Origin of the sequence: Paenarthrobacter sp. NPDC089988 (assembly GCF_044748465.1) — a bacterium.
Classification (GTDB): Bacteria; Actinomycetota; Actinomycetes; order Actinomycetales; family Micrococcaceae; genus Arthrobacter.
Genome location: NZ_JBIVGD010000012.1, coordinates 143,758 through 159,331, shown reverse-complemented (window position 1 = coordinate 159,331; position 15,574 = coordinate 143,758). Strand labels below are relative to the sequence as shown.

General features: G+C 64.7%; 15 protein-coding genes. 4 read left to right on the top strand and 11 right to left on the bottom strand.

Annotation, left to right across the window (positions count from 1 at the left end; translation table 11 throughout):
• Nucleotides 1–62: 62 nt before the first annotated feature.
• From acnA to ACIPV6_RS15335, 3 genes are all read right to left on the bottom strand, one after another.
• Nucleotides 63–2,870 (bottom strand): aconitate hydratase AcnA, encoded by a 2,808-nt coding sequence (gene acnA / locus ACIPV6_RS15345; protein WP_400271691.1) that lies wholly within the window; start codon nt 2,868–2,870, stop codon nt 63–65.
• 189 nt (nt 2,871–3,059) lie between these two features.
• A complete protein-coding gene (locus tag ACIPV6_RS15340; RefSeq protein ID WP_400271690.1) occupies nt 3,060–4,427 on the bottom strand; it encodes a class I SAM-dependent RNA methyltransferase in 1,368 nt (455 codons plus the stop codon).
• Nucleotides 4,424–6,400 carry an APC family permease gene (locus ACIPV6_RS15335; RefSeq protein ID WP_400271689.1) on the bottom strand — a complete coding sequence of 659 codons (1,977 nt, stop codon included), beginning with the start codon at nt 6,398–6,400 and terminating at the stop codon, nt 4,424–4,426. The genes ACIPV6_RS15340 and ACIPV6_RS15335 overlap by 4 nt, the downstream gene beginning before the upstream one ends.
• A 113-nt stretch (nt 6,401–6,513) precedes the next feature.
• Here ACIPV6_RS15335 and ACIPV6_RS15330 point away from each other — a divergent pair, with 113 nt between their 5' ends.
• Complete coding sequence (locus ACIPV6_RS15330; RefSeq protein WP_400271688.1) at nt 6,514–7,185, top strand: potassium channel family protein; 672 nt, start codon at nt 6,514–6,516, stop codon at nt 7,183–7,185.
• Entirely contained in the window at nt 7,185–7,922 is a 738-nt protein-coding gene (locus tag ACIPV6_RS15325) for a potassium channel family protein (protein ID WP_400271687.1), read from the top strand. The genes ACIPV6_RS15330 and ACIPV6_RS15325 overlap by 1 nt, the downstream gene beginning before the upstream one ends.
• Here ACIPV6_RS15325 and ACIPV6_RS15320 read toward each other — a convergent pair.
• From ACIPV6_RS15320 to dut, 4 genes are all read right to left on the bottom strand, one after another.
• On the bottom strand, nt 7,889–8,656 hold the full coding sequence (locus tag ACIPV6_RS15320; protein ID WP_400271686.1) for a DUF3159 domain-containing protein: 768 nt from the start codon (nt 8,654–8,656) through the stop codon (nt 7,889–7,891). The genes ACIPV6_RS15325 and ACIPV6_RS15320 overlap by 34 nt on opposite strands.
• The gene (locus ACIPV6_RS15315; protein ID WP_400271685.1) at nt 8,653–9,030 is read right to left on the bottom strand and encodes a hypothetical protein; all 378 of its coding nucleotides are present in this window, start codon (nt 9,028–9,030) and stop codon (nt 8,653–8,655) included. Before ACIPV6_RS15315 ends, ACIPV6_RS15320 begins: the two co-directional genes overlap by 4 nt.
• The gene (locus ACIPV6_RS15310; protein ID WP_400271684.1) at nt 9,023–9,757 is read right to left on the bottom strand and encodes a DUF3710 domain-containing protein; all 735 of its coding nucleotides are present in this window, start codon (nt 9,755–9,757) and stop codon (nt 9,023–9,025) included. The genes ACIPV6_RS15315 and ACIPV6_RS15310 overlap by 8 nt, the downstream gene beginning before the upstream one ends.
• Nucleotides 9,758–9,867: 110 nt before the next feature.
• On the bottom strand, nt 9,868–10,404 hold the full coding sequence (gene dut / locus ACIPV6_RS15305) for a dUTP diphosphatase (RefSeq protein WP_400271683.1): 537 nt from the start codon (nt 10,402–10,404) through the stop codon (nt 9,868–9,870).
• Nucleotides 10,405–10,458: 54 nt separating this feature from the next.
• Between dut and ACIPV6_RS15300 the strand changes: the two genes are divergently transcribed.
• Complete coding sequence (locus ACIPV6_RS15300) at nt 10,459–10,959, top strand: DUF3093 domain-containing protein (protein WP_400271682.1); 501 nt, start codon at nt 10,459–10,461, stop codon at nt 10,957–10,959.
• Here the strand turns inward: ACIPV6_RS15300 and ACIPV6_RS15295 are convergent.
• Nucleotides 10,956–11,255, bottom strand: a complete 300-nt coding sequence (locus tag ACIPV6_RS15295) for a DUF4193 domain-containing protein (RefSeq protein WP_397322811.1) — start codon at nt 11,253–11,255, stop codon at nt 10,956–10,958. The two genes, ACIPV6_RS15300 and ACIPV6_RS15295, sit on opposite strands and share 4 nt — an antisense overlap.
• Before the next feature lie 288 nt (nt 11,256–11,543).
• Here ACIPV6_RS15295 and sepH point away from each other — a divergent pair, with 288 nt between their 5' ends.
• Nucleotides 11,544–12,923: a septation protein SepH gene (gene sepH / locus ACIPV6_RS15290; RefSeq protein WP_400271681.1), complete on the top strand. Its 1,380-nt coding sequence runs from the start codon at nt 11,544–11,546 to the stop codon at nt 12,921–12,923.
• On the opposite strand, the gene ACIPV6_RS15285 is transcribed toward sepH, so the two are convergent.
• From ACIPV6_RS15285 to ACIPV6_RS15275, 3 genes are read right to left on the bottom strand one after another with little or no spacing between them, the layout of a single operon-like run.
• Complete coding sequence (locus tag ACIPV6_RS15285; protein WP_400271680.1) at nt 12,920–13,627, bottom strand: thymidine kinase; 708 nt, start codon at nt 13,625–13,627, stop codon at nt 12,920–12,922. The two genes, sepH and ACIPV6_RS15285, sit on opposite strands and share 4 nt — an antisense overlap.
• On the bottom strand, nt 13,620–14,798 hold the full coding sequence (locus ACIPV6_RS15280; protein WP_400271679.1) for an alkaline phosphatase family protein: 1,179 nt from the start codon (nt 14,796–14,798) through the stop codon (nt 13,620–13,622). The genes ACIPV6_RS15285 and ACIPV6_RS15280 overlap by 8 nt, the downstream gene beginning before the upstream one ends.
• Before the next feature lie 29 nt (nt 14,799–14,827).
• On the bottom strand, nt 14,828–15,553 hold the full coding sequence (locus ACIPV6_RS15275) for a DUF5998 family protein (RefSeq protein WP_397322816.1): 726 nt from the start codon (nt 15,551–15,553) through the stop codon (nt 14,828–14,830).
• Nucleotides 15,554–15,574 lie beyond the last annotated feature (21 nt).

The window sequence follows — 15,574 nt, the reverse complement described above, 5'->3', positions numbered from 1 at the left end:
CCCGGCTGGTCTGGTGACCAGCCGGGGCTGCCATGCACGGAATCAGCTGCGCAGCCGGTTCCTTATGCCGAGATCTGGCGAAGCACGTACTGCAGGATGCCGCCGTTGCGGTAGTAGTCCGCTTCACCCGGGGTATCGATGCGCAGGACAGCGTCGAAGGACCTGGTGGAACCGTCCTCTGCCGTTGCCGTCACCTTGAGCGTCTTGGGCGTGGTGCCGTTGTTCAGCTCGGTCACGCCTTCCACAGCGAACGTCTCCGTGCCGGTGAGGCCGAGCGTTGCTGCGGACTCGCCTGCCGGGAACTGCAGGGGAAGGACGCCCATGCCGATCAGGTTTGAGCGGTGGATGCGCTCGTAGCTTTCGGCGATGACAGCCTTGACTCCCAGGAGGGCCGTGCCTTTGGCTGCCCAGTCACGGGACGAGCCGGAGCCGTACTCCTTGCCTGCCAGGACCACCAGCGGCGTACCTGCAGCCTGGTAGTTCTGGGCGGCATCGTAGACGTAGGCCTGCGGGGCACCTTCCTGGCTGAAGTCGCGGGTGAAGCCACCTTCGACGCCGTCCAGGAGCTGGTTCTTGATACGGATATTGGCGAAGGTACCGCGGATCATGACCTCGTGGTTGCCACGGCGGGATCCGTAGGAGTTGAAGTCCTTGCGCTCCACGCCGTTGGCCAGGAGGTACTGGCCGGCGGGGGTGTCCGACTTGAACGAGCCGGCCGGGGAGATGTGGTCCGTGGTAACGGAATCCCCAAGCTTCAGGAGCACGCGTGCACCCTGGATGTCCTGGACCGGATCCGGCTGCGCCTTCATGCCTTCGAAGTATGGGGGCTTCCGGACGTAGGTGGAGTCCTCAGCCCAGGCGAAGGTGTCGCCGGAGGGGGTGTCGAGGGCCTTCCAGCGCTCGTCGCCCTCGAAGACGCCTTCGTAGCCCTTGGCGAACATGCCCTCGTCGATGGAGGAGTCGATGACTTCCTGCACCTCGGTGGGGTTGGGCCAGATGTCCTTCAGGAATACTTCGTTGCCCTCGGAATCGGTGCCCAGGGCATCGGCGTCGAAGTCGAAGTCCATGGAGCCGGCCAGGGCGTAAGCGATGACCAGCGGCGGGGATGCCAGGTAGTTCATCTTGACGTCCGGGTTGATACGGCCTTCGAAGTTGCGGTTACCGGAGAGGACTGCCGTCACGGAGAGGTCGTTCTTCTGGATGGCCTCGGAGATTTCGGGCTCCAGCGGGCCGGAGTTGCCGATGCAGGTGGCGCAGCCGTAGCCGACGATGTAGAAGCCGAGCTTCTCCAGGTACGGGGTCAGTCCGGACTTCTCGTAGTAGTCCGTGACCACCTTGGAGCCGGGAGCAACAGAGGTCTTGACCCACGGCTTGGCGGTCAGGCCCTTGTTGACGGCGTTGCGGGCCAGGAGGGCCGCTGCCAGCATGACGGACGGGTTGGAGGTGTTGGTGCAGGACGTGATCGACGCGATCGACACAGCACCGTGGTCCAGCTCGAATTCGCGGCCGTCAGCAGTGGTGACATGCACCGGCGAAGACGGGCGGCCGTGCGCACCGTTCGCGGCGGATGCAACACGTGCCGTGTCCGTGGTGTGGGAATCGGCGTGCGTGAAGGACGGCGCGTCCGAGGCCGGGAAGGACTCATCCAGGGACTCGTCCACGCTGCCGTCTTCGATGGCGACGTAGTTGTGGATGTCCTTGCGGAACTGCTCCTTGGCATCGCTGAGCTCGATGCGGTCCTGCGGACGCTTCGGGCCGGAGATGGACGGAACAACCGTGGAGAGGTCCAGCTCAAGGAACTCGGAGAAGCGCAGTTCGCGCGAAGGATCGTGCCAGAGGCCCTGTTCCTTGGTGTACGCCTCAACCAGGGCAACGTTCTCCTCGGAACGGCCGGTCAGGCGCAGGTAGTCGAGGGTGACGTCGTCGATCGGGAACATGGCAGCCGTGGAACCGAATTCCGGGCTCATGTTGCCGATGGTTGCGCGGTTTGCCAGCGGCACTGCGGCGACACCTTCACCGTAGAACTCGACGAACTTGCCCACCACGCCGTGCTTGCGCAGCATTTCCGTGATGGTCAGGACGACGTCGGTAGCGGTGGCACCGGCCGGGATGCTGCCGTTGAGCTTGAAGCCAACAACGCGGGGAATCAGCATGGAAACAGGCTGGCCGAGCATGGCTGCCTCGGCTTCGATGCCGCCAACGCCCCAACCAAGGATGCCAAGGCCGTTGACCATGGTGGTGTGCGAGTCGGTACCCACGCAGGTGTCCGGGTAGGCACGGACCACGCCGTCCACTTCGCGGGTCATGACGGTGCGTGCCAGGTATTCGATGTTGACCTGGTGGACGATGCCGGTTCCCGGAGGAACAACCTTGAAATCGTCGAACGCGGTCTGTCCCCAGCGCAGGAACTGGTAACGCTCGCCATTGCGCTGGTATTCGATCTCCATGTTGCGCTCCAGCGCGCCGGCGTTGCCGAAGGCGTCGATCTGGACGGAGTGGTCGATGACCATTTCTGCGGGTGCCAGCGGGTTGACGCGCTTGGGGTCGCCGCCGAGTTCCTTGACTGCTTCACGCATGGTGGCCAGGTCCACAACGCAGGGAACACCGGTGAAGTCCTGCATGATGACTCGGGCCGGGGTGAACTGGATTTCGGTATCGGGCTCCGCATTGGGGTCCCAACCGGCCAGGGCGCGGACGTGGTCAGCCGTAATATTGGCGCCATCCTCAGTCCGCAGGAGGTTTTCAAGCAATACCTTGAGGCTGAACGGAAGGCTGTCTGCGCCCTCTACGGAGTTCAACCGGAAAATTTCATAATCGGTGCCGGCTACATTCAGTACGCCTTTGGAACCGAAGCTGTCCACAGTGCTCATGGCAGGACTCCTCTCGCAACAGGTTTTATCTTTGTCGCGTGGTTGGCCGCTAGCCAGTTAGGCGCACCTTACTTAGCCCGGCGGCACTTTCTCTTGGTCACCCCGGTCCGGAGGCGCAGCGCGGCAGCGGACCGGGACTACTACGCCCATCGTAGTGGCATGTATCCCGTTTGCCGCACTGTTCCCTGCCTAGCTTGCCGGAACCAGGAGCCCTACCGTCTCGAGGTGGTGCGTGTGCGGGTAGAGGTCGAAGGCCCGCAGGCTCTCCAACCGCCAACCTCCCTGGTGGAAGTAACCCAAATCACGGGCAAACGATGCCGGATCGCATGACACATAGGCGATGGCACGGGGTCCGGTTTCCATCAACTGCCGCACAACGGCCTTGCCTGCACCGGCCCTCGGCGGATCGAGCACCAGCGAATCGAAGCTTCTGGCCCTCTGGTGGAGGACGCGCTCAACCCTGCCCTGGACAATCTCCACCTGCGGTTCGCCGTGCAGGTTCTTGCGGGCATCGCGGCTGGTCCCCGGGGCGCCTTCCACCGAAAGAACGGATCCGGTCACGCCGACGGCGTCCGCCAGTGGTGCCGTAAACAGGCCTGCCCCGGCATACAGGTCCGCCACCGCGGCTCCCGGCTGCAGGTACCCGCCACCGCTGAGGTAGCCGGTTACTGCGTTCACCAGGGTTTCCGGAGCATCCTTGTGGATCTGCCAGAAGCCCTCCCCCGTCACCCGGTATTCGTGCCCAGCCGCCGACTCCTGCACCCAGGTTCGTCCGCGAAGTTGCAGCACATGGCCCTTGGTGGGGTCGAAGCTCGCCACGGAAATGTCCTGCGGCAGCTGCGTCAGGATGCCGTGCAAGCGCTTGGGGCTGGTTCCTTCCTCCGGAGCAAGCAGGACCAGGGGCCGTGAGCCGTTTGCCGGAACAGCAACTTCCACCCGGGCGATTCCCGTCAGGTCCAGGTCCCACAGCCGGAGGTCATTGATTCCAGGATGGGCCAACGGCATTTCGTGGACCGGTATCACGGCGTCGGACCGGTGGGCATGCATACCCAGGCGACCCTTGGACGTGACGGCGAAACTGGCGCGCGTACGCCAGCCGAGTCCGGCGTCGCCCGTATCTCCCACCGGTTCCACCTCGGTGGTGAGGTCGAGGCCGCCAAGCCGCTTGAGTTGCTCGGCCAACACTTCTGCCTTCAGCGCCCGTTGCCGACCGAGGGACACGTGGCCGAGTTCGGCGCCGCCCACCGGCGGGCCGCCACGGCGCCACGAGCCTGGCGAGTCGGCCGGCTTCCAGAAGTGCTGCACCCGGTCAGGGGAAGCTTCCAGGACGTCGACGACGTCGGCCCGCCAGAAGCGCGACGAGTCGCCGGAGTCGGTGAGCCGGATCCGCACTTTCTCGCCGGGAATGCCGTGGCGGACGAAAATAACCCGTCCTTCATGGCGGGCGACGAAGTGGCCGCCGTGGGCGATCGGACCAACGTCCACCACCAGTTCAGTGCCGGGCCCTTCGTGTTTGCCCGTGCCTGCGGAGTGGGGGGAAACGCTGTTGGAACTCATTGGGTATCCTGCAATGCCTTTGCTTCTTCGGAGGACTTCAGCTGCCACGGAACGCTGGCGACCATGACGCCGGGTTCGAAGTGGAGCCGCGTCTTGATTCTGAGTGCGGTTTGGTTGTGGACCAGTTGTTCCCACCATTTGCCCACGACATATTCGGGGATGTAAACAACGATCAGGTCGCGGGGCGAGTCGCGCCGCATGTTCTTGACGTACTCCATGATGGGCGTGACCGTCTCACGGTAGGGACTGGCCAGAACAGTCAAGGGTACGGGAATTTCCAGCTTCTCCCAGTCACGAACGGTGTGCTCGGTTTCTTCTGCGTTGATGTCTACCGTGATGGCATCCAGGCGGGACGGCCTGGATGCACGGGCGTAAGCCAATGCCCGGAGGACAGGCTTGCGCACATGCGAGACCAGGAGCACAGCGTGGACGCGCGTGGGCAGGGCCCGCGGCGAGGAGTCCTCGTCCACGGCCAGTTCCTTGGCCACATTGTCGTAGTGCGCCCGGATGCTCCACATTATGAGGAACAACACGAACATGGCCAGCAGCGCAATCCAGGCGCCCTGCTCGAACTTGGTGATCAGGACGATGACCAGCACCAGCGCGGTCATGCCGAAGCCCACCATATTGATGGTGCGGGACTTGATGATCCTGCGGCGGATGGCCTTGTCCCGGGCCAGTTTGAGTTCGCGGCCCCAGTGCCGGACCATGCCGAGCTGGCTGGCCGTGAAGGAAATGAAAACACCCACGATGTATAGCTGGATCAGCTTGGTGACGTCGGCGTTGAAGGACAGGATGAGCACCAACGCGCCTGCGGCAAGGGCCAGGACACCGTTGCTGTAAGCCAACCTGTCGCCACGGGTCCTCAGTTGGCGCGGGAGGTAACCGTCCTGGGCCAGGATGGAGCCCAGCACCGGAAAGCCGTTGAACGCCGTGTTGGAGGCGAACACCAGGATGATGCCTGTTGCCGCCACCACGATGTAGAAGGGAATGGAGCCTGCGCCGAAGATGGTATCGGCGATCTGGCTGATGGCAGGGTTCTGGATGTACCCCTCCGGCAGCGGCTTGCCGTCCATCAGGAACTCTGTGGCCGGGTCCAGGACGATGTGGACCTTCGTGGCGTTGGCCAGGTAGAGGATGCCGGCAAGCATGGCCGCTGCGATCGCACCGAGGAGCAGCAAGGTGGTGGCGGCGTTCTTGCTCTTGGGCTTCTGGAAGTTCGGGACGCCGTTGCTGATGGCTTCGACGCCGGTCAGCGCCGCGGCGCCGGAGGAGAACGCCCGCAGCAGGAGGAAGGCGCCGGCCAGGCCCACGAGGCCCTCGTCGAAACCGGCTTCCGGAACGATCGTGAAGTTGGCTGAGGGAGCTTCGCCGAGTTGGCCGGTGAGGGCCTGGAAGATACCCACCGCGGTCATGCCCAGGATGGAGGCCATGAAGATGTAGGTGGGAATGGCAAACACCGTTCCCGCTTCCTTGATGCCGCGGAGGTTGACCAGGGCCAGGATCACCACGCCGATGGTTGCGATGAGGGCCTGTTCGCCATGCAGGGCAGGAATGGCCGTGGTGAGGTAGGCGGCAGCCGAGGACATGGATACGGCCACGGTCAGGACGTAGTCCACCAAGAGGGCCGACGCCACCGTCAGGCCGGCGTATTTTCCGAGGTTCACGTTGGCGATCTCGTAGTCGCCGCCACCGGAAGGATAGGCGTGCACGTTCTGCCGGTAGGAGGCCACCACTGTGAGCAAGACCACCATCACAGCCAGGCCAACCAGCGGGGAGAACGCCACGGCGCTGACGCCTGCCAACGCGAGGGTCAGGAGGATTTCGTCGGGTGCGTAAGCCACGGAGGACAGGGCATCCGAAGCGAAGATCGGCAAGGCGATGCGTTTAGGCAACAGGGTGTGGGACAAGCGGTCGTTCCGAAAGGGTCGGCCCACCAACACCCGCTTCACTGCATTCAGTATTGTCAGCACTCCGCAAAGCTACTCTGAATCCCCCGCGATGTCATGACGGCGGTCGCCTGCTTACGCACGTCGCACCGGTAAAGTCTTACGCAGCGGCAAGGACAAAGACAAAAGGAGACACGGTGGCTCACTTCGTGATCATGGGTTGTGGCCGCGTTGGCGCAACCCTGGCACACACTTTGGAGGATTCGGGGCATTCCGTAGCCATCATCGACCAGGATGAGCGCGCGTTCCGCCGGCTGCGCAACACCTTCACGGGGCGCAAGGTGACTGGCGTCGGCTTCGACCGGGACACCCTTAAGCAGGCAGGCGTCGAAGAGGCCTACGCCTTCGCCGCAGTTTCCAGCGGCGACAATTCCAATATCCTCGCCACGCGCGTAGCCCGGGAAACCTTCCACGTGGCCCACGTCGTGGCGCGCATCTACGACCCCGGCCGCGCTGAAATCTACCAGCGGCTCGGCATCCCCACCGTTGCCGCCGTACGTTGGAGCGCGGACCAGGTGTTGCGCCGCATCCTTCCGGAACAGCACCTTTCAGGCGATTACCGCGAGCCGTCCGGCCGGCTCGTGCTGGCCGAAGTGGACCTTCACGAAGGGTGGATTGGCCACAGCCTGGACTCCATCGAGGCCGCGGCGGGGATCCGCATTGCCTTCCTCACGCGCTTCGGCGAAGGCCTGCTGCCCCAGGCCGGTACGGCCTACCAGGAAGGCGATACCGTGCACGCAATGCTGAGCCTGGACCGGTCCTCGGATGTCGGCAAGATCCTCGCCAAAGCCCCTGCCAAGGAGAATTAGTGAAAGTCGTCATCGTTGGAGCAGGCAGCGTCGGCTCGTCGATCGCCCGCGAACTGCTGGCCCACAACCACCAGATCCTCCTCATCGACCTCAAACCGGAAGTCATCGGGCGCAGCGGGCTGCGCGGTGCACGCTGGTTGGTGGGCGATGCCTGCGAACTGAGCACGCTGCAGGACGCCAAGCTGGAGGACGCCGACGTCGTCGTTTCCGCTACGGGCGACGACAAGGTCAACCTCGTTGTCTCGCTCCTGGCGAAGACCGAATTCGGCGTGGGCCGGACGGTTGGCAGGGTCAACAACCCCAAGAACGACTGGATGTTCAACGATTCCTGGGGCGTCGATGTCGCGGTCAATACACCGCAGCTCATGACCGCCCTGGTGGAGGAAGCGGTGGAAATCGGTGACATTGTCCGCTTGTTGACCTTGCAGACCGGTGTGGCCTCCATCGTTGAGTTCACCGTTCCCCACGACTCGCACGTCATCGGCAGCACGTTGGGTGACATCGAGTGGCCCGAGGATTCAACGCTTGTGGCCATCCTGCGCGACCAAGCCCCCATCACGCCCAGCAGGGACGATGTCCTGGACGGTGGCGACGAGTTGTTCTTCGTCACCACAATCGCCGCGGAGGACGGCCTCCGGGCCCTCCTGTCTCCGGATTCAGTTGCCGGACAGGGACCGCGCGACGGGTCGGCGGAGGTTTCTGATCAGTCCGCGGAGGACGACGGCTTCGACGGCTGAGGCTCCGGCTTGGTCACAAGCCAAGCCACCCACAGTCCCAGGATGTACAGCGGCGCTCCCATGATGAGGCGGGTGGTAGCGAGGGCCGTCAGTCCCGCCTCACCCATGAAGTACAACGGAACCTGGACAACCAGCCGCAAGGCCAGCACGGCCACCACTATCCAGGTGCCCAGACGGTAGGCCCGCAGCCGCTCGGGGTCCTTGCGCCAGTCCAGCCCTTCGTTGCGCACGAAGCCGAACAGGAGTCCCGCGATGGGCCACTTCAGGGCGATCGAGAGCACCATGCCTGCGATGTACGCGATGTTCGTGAAGAAGCCCAGGACGTAGAAATCTTCTGCCTTGCCCGTGGTGTTGGCGAGCCAGGCGGAGATTCCGACGCCGACCACTCCGGCCAGCGCTTGGGTCAACGGCCGCTTCTGGATAAGCCTGGCCACGGTGAAAACCGCGGCAACCGCCAGGGCGGCCACCAGGGAAACCGTCAGGTCCCGCATGATGGTGAAGGCCACCAGGAAAACCAGGCCCGGGAGGATGCTCTCCGCTATGCCCTGCACGCCGCCGGCTGATTTGAGCAGGTCAACGTGCCCGGAGCTGTTCCGGTGCAGTCCCGCTTTCTCCGCATAACCCGCGGCAAGGCCGGCGACCGTCTGCGCTTCCGGTGTCTGTGGCAGCGCGGAATCGGCGGCAGGGTTTGCCCCGGCAGGGTCCTTGGGGTCCGGTCCATTGGCGGAAGTCATCGGTGCTCCTGACGGGAAAGTATTTCGTAGCGTGGATTGAACATGGCCGGCAAGCCCTCGACCTCGGTGACCATCCCGTTCAGCCGCAGCCGGACGCCGGCCTCAATGCCGGGAACCCGGTTCCTGCCGAGCCAGATGACCCGAAGCCGCTCATAGGGCTTCCTGGCCGTCCCGCTGAGCGTCGACCGTGAGCTGTGCTCCAGGGCGTCAACCACGATTGCCGAAAAGAACGGTTGTTCGCTGGGCGGCTGATGGGTTACCGATTCGATGAAGCCCGTGCACACGGCCCGGCCACGGGCGGGGAGGTCCCTGACGCCCGGCACGGTGTCCTGCCGTTGGCTGCCCTCAACGGGCCGCCCTGCGGTTTCAGCCAATCTGGGTGATCTCCGGGCCCCGCTCCGGCCGTTGCACGGAGGGTTCGTCGTGCGGGACGGGCGGCTGTCCCGAGGCGGTGGCGTCCTTCGGCAGCCGCAGTTGCAGGAGTTCGCGCGGAGGCATGGGGTTGTCCCCGCGAACCACCACCACTTGGCGGAACAACTCTTCCAGCCCGGCCGCGGCATCCTTCTCCAGCGCGGCCGCACCGCCAAGAACACCGCGAAGGAACCAGCGCGGACCGTCCACGCCCATGAACCGGGCCGCCCGGAAGCCCCGGCTGCCATCGGCGGCTTCAGCCGGAAGCTTGGCGACAAGCTCGGTGCCGAACGTACCGGCGACTTCCTCTGTCTCGCCCCCCTGACTGGCCACGGATTGGCTGATCTGCTCGCGGATCTCCTCCCACAGACCTTCCGAACGGGGAGCCGCAAAGGCCTGCAGCTGAAGGCTGGAGCCCGCCAGGTCCATGGTCACGGCCACTACGCGCTGCGTGGCTTCCTCGACTTCGAGCCGAAGCTGCAGGCCCTCGGCGGGGGCAATCAGCAAGGCTCCGAGATCCACGTAACCGTCCCGGTCCTCGATCTCGTCGATGTCCCACGGACCCTTGGCCAGCCGAAGGTCGCCTTTGGCGGGCCCGGCGTCTGCCGGCCCCGGGGCTGCGTTCTCCTCGTCGATGACGGCTGTTTCCGGCCGCTCAGCCTTGGACTTCTTGCCGCGCCCAAAAACCATTGGGTTTTCTCCTTAGTAGTGGTCTATCCCCAAGTAAACCGCACCCATGCCGAAGTACGGCAATGCGGGGGGCAACAGCCTGCGCACCTGCCTGGTTGGGTTGTGGATGGTCAGGCCACCGGAGCGTTGAAGCCACCGGTGGAACCGAAGCCGCCGGTCCCACGGACGGAATCGGAAAGCTCCTCAACGGCGACGAAGCGGGCATATTCCACGCGCTGGATCACCATTTGGGCAATCCTATCCCCGCGCTTGAGCTCAATCGCCTGGCTTTGGTCGGTGTTGAGCAAAGTGACGGCGATTTCGCCCCGGTACCCGGCATCGACCGTTCCCGGAGCATTCACCACCGTCAGTCCGTGCTTGGTGGCCAGGCCAGAACGGGGGTGGATCAGTGCAACAAAGCCGTTGGGGAGGGCGATCGAGACACCGGTGGGAACAAGTTTCCGCTCCCCCGGAGCCAGGAACACGTCTACGCGGGCCCGCAAGTCAGCGCCGGCATCACCCGGGTGGGCATACGAGGGCGCTTCCAAGCCTGCGTCGAGCATTTTCAGCTGTACCTCGAGCGTGGGCGCACCGTAGGAGGCGGTGTCACCGCTTCCGGCTTCCGTGGAAAGGGAATCATTACTGAATACTGCGGTCTCGTTGCTCACAGTGGTCCATTCTACGTGGAGCAACCTCCCCTCGACGGCGGATAAGCTGGACCCATGCCTACGCCTGACCAGTCCGCCCCTTTGCCTGCCCGGAACTCCTCCACTCCAGGAGAGGTCCTGTTCAAGGAAAAGCTGTGGCCCACCATCTGGATCTGGATCGTCGTGGTTGGCCTCTCGGGCGCAGGGATCCTGATGTTCGCCCCCATCAGCCCCGCTGCAGGCGTCATCGCCGCACTGGTGCTCCTGGCGATCATGACCACGTTGCTGGTGCTCTCCACCCCCACGATTTCCGTCACCGAGGACACCCTTCGCGTGGGCCGGGCCAGCATCGACCGGAAGTTCGTTGGATCCGTTGAGGCGTTTACCAAAGCCGAAGCAACCGCGGAACGCGGTCCGCGCCTCAATGGCCTGGCGTACATGTGCTTCCGAGGCTGGATCGATCCCGTGGTCAAGATCGAAATCACCGATCCCGCCGACCGCACGCCTTACTGGATTGCTTCTTCCCGCAAACCACAGGAGCTGGTTGCCGCGCTGGGCGGGCAGCAGGTTTCCTAGCTTTCGCACTCCGTGCAGTACAGATGGCCGTTCCGCTCGGCGGCGATCTGCGAACGGTGCTTCACCAGGAAGCAGTTGAAGCAAGTGAACTCGTCGGCTTGGGCCGGCATGACCTGGATGAGCAGCTCTTCGCCTGAAAGATCGGCTCCCGGCAGTTCGAAGCCGTCAGCCAGTTCCGTTTCATCCACGTCCACAGCCGAGGATTGCTTTCCCGACTGACGCGTCTTGAGTTCCTCGATCGAGTCCTCACTGACGTCTTCCTCGGTCTTCCGAGGGGCATCGTAGTCCGTGGCCATGGTCTTTCTTATCCTCGATGCTTGATGCGGTTGGAATTCCGCGGTGGGCTTCGCAGCCCGCAGCGGCTGTAGGGATGTAACGTCGGACTCCCCGGATTTGTGCCCGGTATCGGCCAGATTTTCCTCCCCTGACACACGATTGTCCATAGCTCCGCCAGTGGCCTCTCCCAACCGCGAAGAAGGCTGTTTTCGCCGGAATATCACGGCACGCCCTTTCTCCTAGTAGGAAAAGGGCACCGTGGGTGGCAGAGTTTCGAATGTCAGTTATGCCATGTGGTGGAGGGTGTTATGCAGGATCTACGGCTGGTAGGCGTCCACGACGACGGCGGGCATCTCCTCTTGAGCGGTCCCGGCGGTGCGATGTTCCAGCTTCCGATCGACGAGGCCTTGCGGGCCGCGGCGAGCCGGACCCCTGCGCAGGTCGCAGCACGCGCCTCCATCACTCCCGTGGCCATGTCGCCGAGGGACATCCAGGCAAGGATCCGCAGCGGTGCAACCGCCGCGGAAGTGGCCGAGCTGTCCGGCATACCCCTCGCGAACGTCCAGCGCTACGAAGGACCGGTCCTCGCCGAACGCGAGTATGTGGCACAGCAGGCCCGCAACGTGGAAGTGGCTGCTCCCTCCCCTGGCCATGACGCCCACCGTTCGGCATTCGGGGACAACCCCGCCACCCTGGGCGAGATGGTCGCACACAGGTTGTCTGCCCACGGCATCGACCCTGCCACCGTCGAATGGGATTCCTGGCGCCGCACCGACGGCACCTGGACCGTCGTCGCGCGCTTTGAAACCGTACCCGGCTCCGACGGGACCATCGGCGAAGAACCTCCTGCCATGTGGACTTTCAGTCCGCAACGGAAGTCCCTGCACAACGCCAACCGGTGGGCCCAGCAGTTGAGCGAACTCGAGCCGTTGGACGGCCCTGTTCCAGCGCGGCGGCTTGCGGCTGTCTCGGACCGGCCTTTCGACGTCGAAGCAGACCCCGGCGGTTCCGTGCGGGCGTCTGCCAAGGATTCGGACAACCTCCTGGAGATGCTTCGCTCGCGGCGTGGACAGCGCCTTGGCGTGGACGAAGACGCCGACGACGCCTTGGCCGTCCTGTTGAGCAACGTCCCGGCCGCGCACCCCCGACCCGAAGACGAAGGCCAGGATCAGCGCGACGAAACCGGCGGGGATCACATCGCACCGGATACCCAGCCGGCAACCGAACCTGGGCGCGTGGACGGCCGCCCGTCCATCCTGTCGCGGCTCAGCCTCGCACCCCGGCACGTTGAATCCGACGACGCCGACGACTCCCTTCGCTTGCACGACGGCGTCAGTACCGAAACGCGGGAAATAACCGTCGTCGCCGGCCCGCTGCGGCCGGTTCCCCCGCTTGACGAACCGCCGACGTCGGCCGATACACCCGTTGCGGACGAAGAGGCAGACGGCGCAGCCGACGTTCCAGGCCAGGGCCCCGTCCAGCGGGCCGGCCTCGATGAGTTGCTGGGTGGTTCAGCCACGGCCGGATCCCGGCGCCACCCCGCGCCGACCGATGGCTCCGCTGCCGGCCCCAAGGACCGCCCCGCTCCGAAGGCAGACGAGGCACCGGCCGAACGCCAGCCTTCGCGGCCCAAGCGGTCCAGCATCCCCAGTTGGGACGAGATCGTCTTCGGGGCCCGGGGAGACTAACTCCCCCGCGGTTCCCCTGCCCCCGGCCATAGGCATGCCTCAATGTCGAACGGCAATGTTTGGTCGGAACCTGCCATGAGGTTGGCACCGTGGGCGGTGACGCGTCGCATGTAGTGCCGGCGGCAGAGTGTCTCGTACTCCACCACTCCGGCTACCGGCGCTGCGTCATCCCCCGGCGCGACGTCGCCAACCATGACCTGTTCGCCCTCCACCACCATGATGCCGTCCACGGTCCGGGCGTTTTGCGTGGCGCGGCGGCCACACCAGCACAGGGCCTCTACCTGCAGGACCTGGACTTTGTCCGCGAGTTCAATCAAGCGCTGCGAACCGGGAAAGAGCCTGGTGCGGAAGTCCGAGGTAATCCCGAAGGCGAAAACATCAACATCCATCTCGTCCACCAGGCGGGCCAGTTGCTCCACTTGGGCCGCGGAATAGAACTGGGCTTCGTCGCAAATCAGGTAGTCAACCCGGAGTCCGCTGGTCCGCCGGACCACCACCTCATCCCAAAAATCGGTGGAGCCGTGCACCTCCACGGCATCGGTCTGCAGCCCTAGCCTGCTGGAAATGATGGATTCCCCCGCCCGGTCATTACAGCTGAAACGCACGCCTCCCCGGCCCCGTGCCCGGTGGTTGTGGTCCATCTGCAGCGCGAGCGTCGATTTCCCGCAGTCCATGGTGCCGGAAAAGAAGACCAGCTCAGCCACGGCCACCCTTCTTGCCGGTGGCGGAAAGGCAGAGGAACGGAACTTCGCGTTCGGCCTTGGTCAGGGAGCCGTGCTGACCTACTACTTCGAGGGACGTTGGCCGGACACGCCGGGTGTCGTACAACGCCAGCGTGTCCCGTGCCGCCACCATGATGTCGCCGATGCGCGGCGACACCTGTGCCTCGACGTCGCCGAACAAACCGGCCGAGAGGGCCTGTTCGCGGGTGAAGAACCAGATCCGCTCCCCGAACCGTTTCCGCCACGCCGCCATGAGTGACTCCCGCGTGGCCTCGCCTGCATCCGGCTCAAGGTACAGATGGACCATGCGCGGCTCTCCGGCCGTATGACGGACGCCCTCCACCAGGGACGCATCGGCCGAATAATCGATGCGTTGGGACTCCGGAACGTCAAGCATTCCGTGATCTCCCGTGACCAGGATGGTGGTGCCCGCGGGAAGGGACGTGGACAAGCGCTTCACCGTGGCGTCGAGCTCTTCGAGTTGGTGCTCCCAGCGCTCCGACTGGCAGCCGTGGCGGTGGCCCGCCTTGTCCAGCTCGTTGACGTAGAAGTACATCAACGACGGCCCGCCGGACGCCATCGCCTCGGCAGCAGCAGCCGTCCGCGCATGGAGTGTTGTGCCACCGACGAAGCGGCTGCCCCGAAGTGCGGCCTGTGTCATGGGCGAGTTGCCGAACTGCGGGAGGCTCACCGTCACCACATCCACCTCGGCGGACACCCGCTCAAAGATTGTGGGGTGGGGCTGCCAACGGGCGGGATCCACATGGGCATCCCAGTTGCCGAGCAGGTTGACCACTTTGTCCTGGGCGGGATCCAGGACGTCGTAACCCACCATGCCGTGGCTTCCGGCAGGCAAACCCGTCCCCAGGCTGGCGAGGGATGCCGCGGTGGTGCTCGGAAAGGCCGAATCGATCCATGTGGGGACGTTGCCCTGGCCTGCCGCGAGGACCGAGCGAAGGAACGGTGTATGCGATGCCTTTTGTTTCAGGAGCGCACGGCCCAATCCGTCGGCCAGGACCACGCAAACCCGCTGGCTGGACGGGAGCTGGAGTTTGTTGGCGAACCCGGGAACGCCCAGGCTGGCGGCTGCGCTGGTCAGGACCTCCGCGATCGACTTATCGCCGAACAGCGGCGGTGAAGGCACGTCGGCCACGGCGTTGGCGCTGTTTGGCCCCGCCGCCTTCAACGCTGGTGTCCGCGACCCAGGCGGTTGCTGAAGACACCTGAGCGTGGCCGCGGCGCAGGTATGCCGGCATGCGGAACCGGTGTGGAAACGCCCGTGTTCACGGCGCGCAAGGCCCGGGCGAAGACCTTGGCATCCTGGACGGCTTGGAGCCCGTCCGCCTCGGCACTGATGCGCAGCACAATGTCCTCCTGGGCAATGGTTCCCGTGTACCCGTGGTCGGCCTCGCACTGCGGATCGCCGCAACTGGCCGGGCCCATGTCCAGCCGCTGTCCACCGGACCAGGCAATGGAGAGCGTCAGCTCACGGACAGGATCGGACGGTTTGTAGTCCTGGGGTTGGGAGTACATGTAGCTCAGCACGACGGAACGGATCTGGGCCACGGGCACCGATTCCGTGGAAATCTGCGCGACGATCTGCTCGCCGGCCTCATCCAGTTGCTGGTCGTCCACGTGGGTGATGACCAGCATGTCCTCCGTCAGTACCAGCACGGTGATGTGGCGCCGGACCTCGGCCCTGTCGAAATGGGTTTCCAGGTGCACCAGGTGGGACAGGCAATCACGGCCGTCCAAGGCATCATCGACGACGTCGGCCACCAGTCGCGGGTAGAAACCTGCCTGCTGCAGGGCCTGGTCCAGGCTCTGTGCTTGGGAGCTGTGGTTGCGCGCAGTGTGGTGCCCGGTGTTGGACGGGCGGGATTGAGGCGTCGGAGACTGGGTGCTCATTCCCCCATTTTCACAGATCGC

What these genes read in the sequence shown, in the direction of transcription:
- acnA (WP_400271691.1), bottom strand. Translation starts at nt 2,870, where the DNA reads ATGAGCACTGTGGACAGCTTCGGTTCCAAAGGCGTACTGAATGTAGCC.
- ACIPV6_RS15340 (WP_400271690.1), bottom strand. Translation starts at nt 4,427, where the DNA reads ATGAGTTCCAACAGCGTTTCCCCCCACTCCGCAGGCACGGGCAAACAC.
- ACIPV6_RS15320 (WP_400271686.1), bottom strand. Translation starts at nt 8,656, where the DNA reads ATGACTTCCGCCAATGGACCGGACCCCAAGGACCCTGCCGGGGCAAAC.
- ACIPV6_RS15310 (WP_400271684.1), bottom strand. Translation starts at nt 9,757, where the DNA reads ATGGTTTTTGGGCGCGGCAAGAAGTCCAAGGCTGAGCGGCCGGAAACA.
- ACIPV6_RS15300 (WP_400271682.1), top strand. Translation starts at nt 10,459, where the DNA reads ATGCCTACGCCTGACCAGTCCGCCCCTTTGCCTGCCCGGAACTCCTCC.
- ACIPV6_RS15295 (WP_397322811.1), bottom strand. Translation starts at nt 11,255, where the DNA reads ATGGCCACGGACTACGATGCCCCTCGGAAGACCGAGGAAGACGTCAGT.
- sepH (WP_400271681.1), top strand. Translation starts at nt 11,544, where the DNA reads ATGCAGGATCTACGGCTGGTAGGCGTCCACGACGACGGCGGGCATCTC.
- ACIPV6_RS15275 (WP_397322816.1), bottom strand. Translation starts at nt 15,553, where the DNA reads ATGAGCACCCAGTCTCCGACGCCTCAATCCCGCCCGTCCAACACCGGG.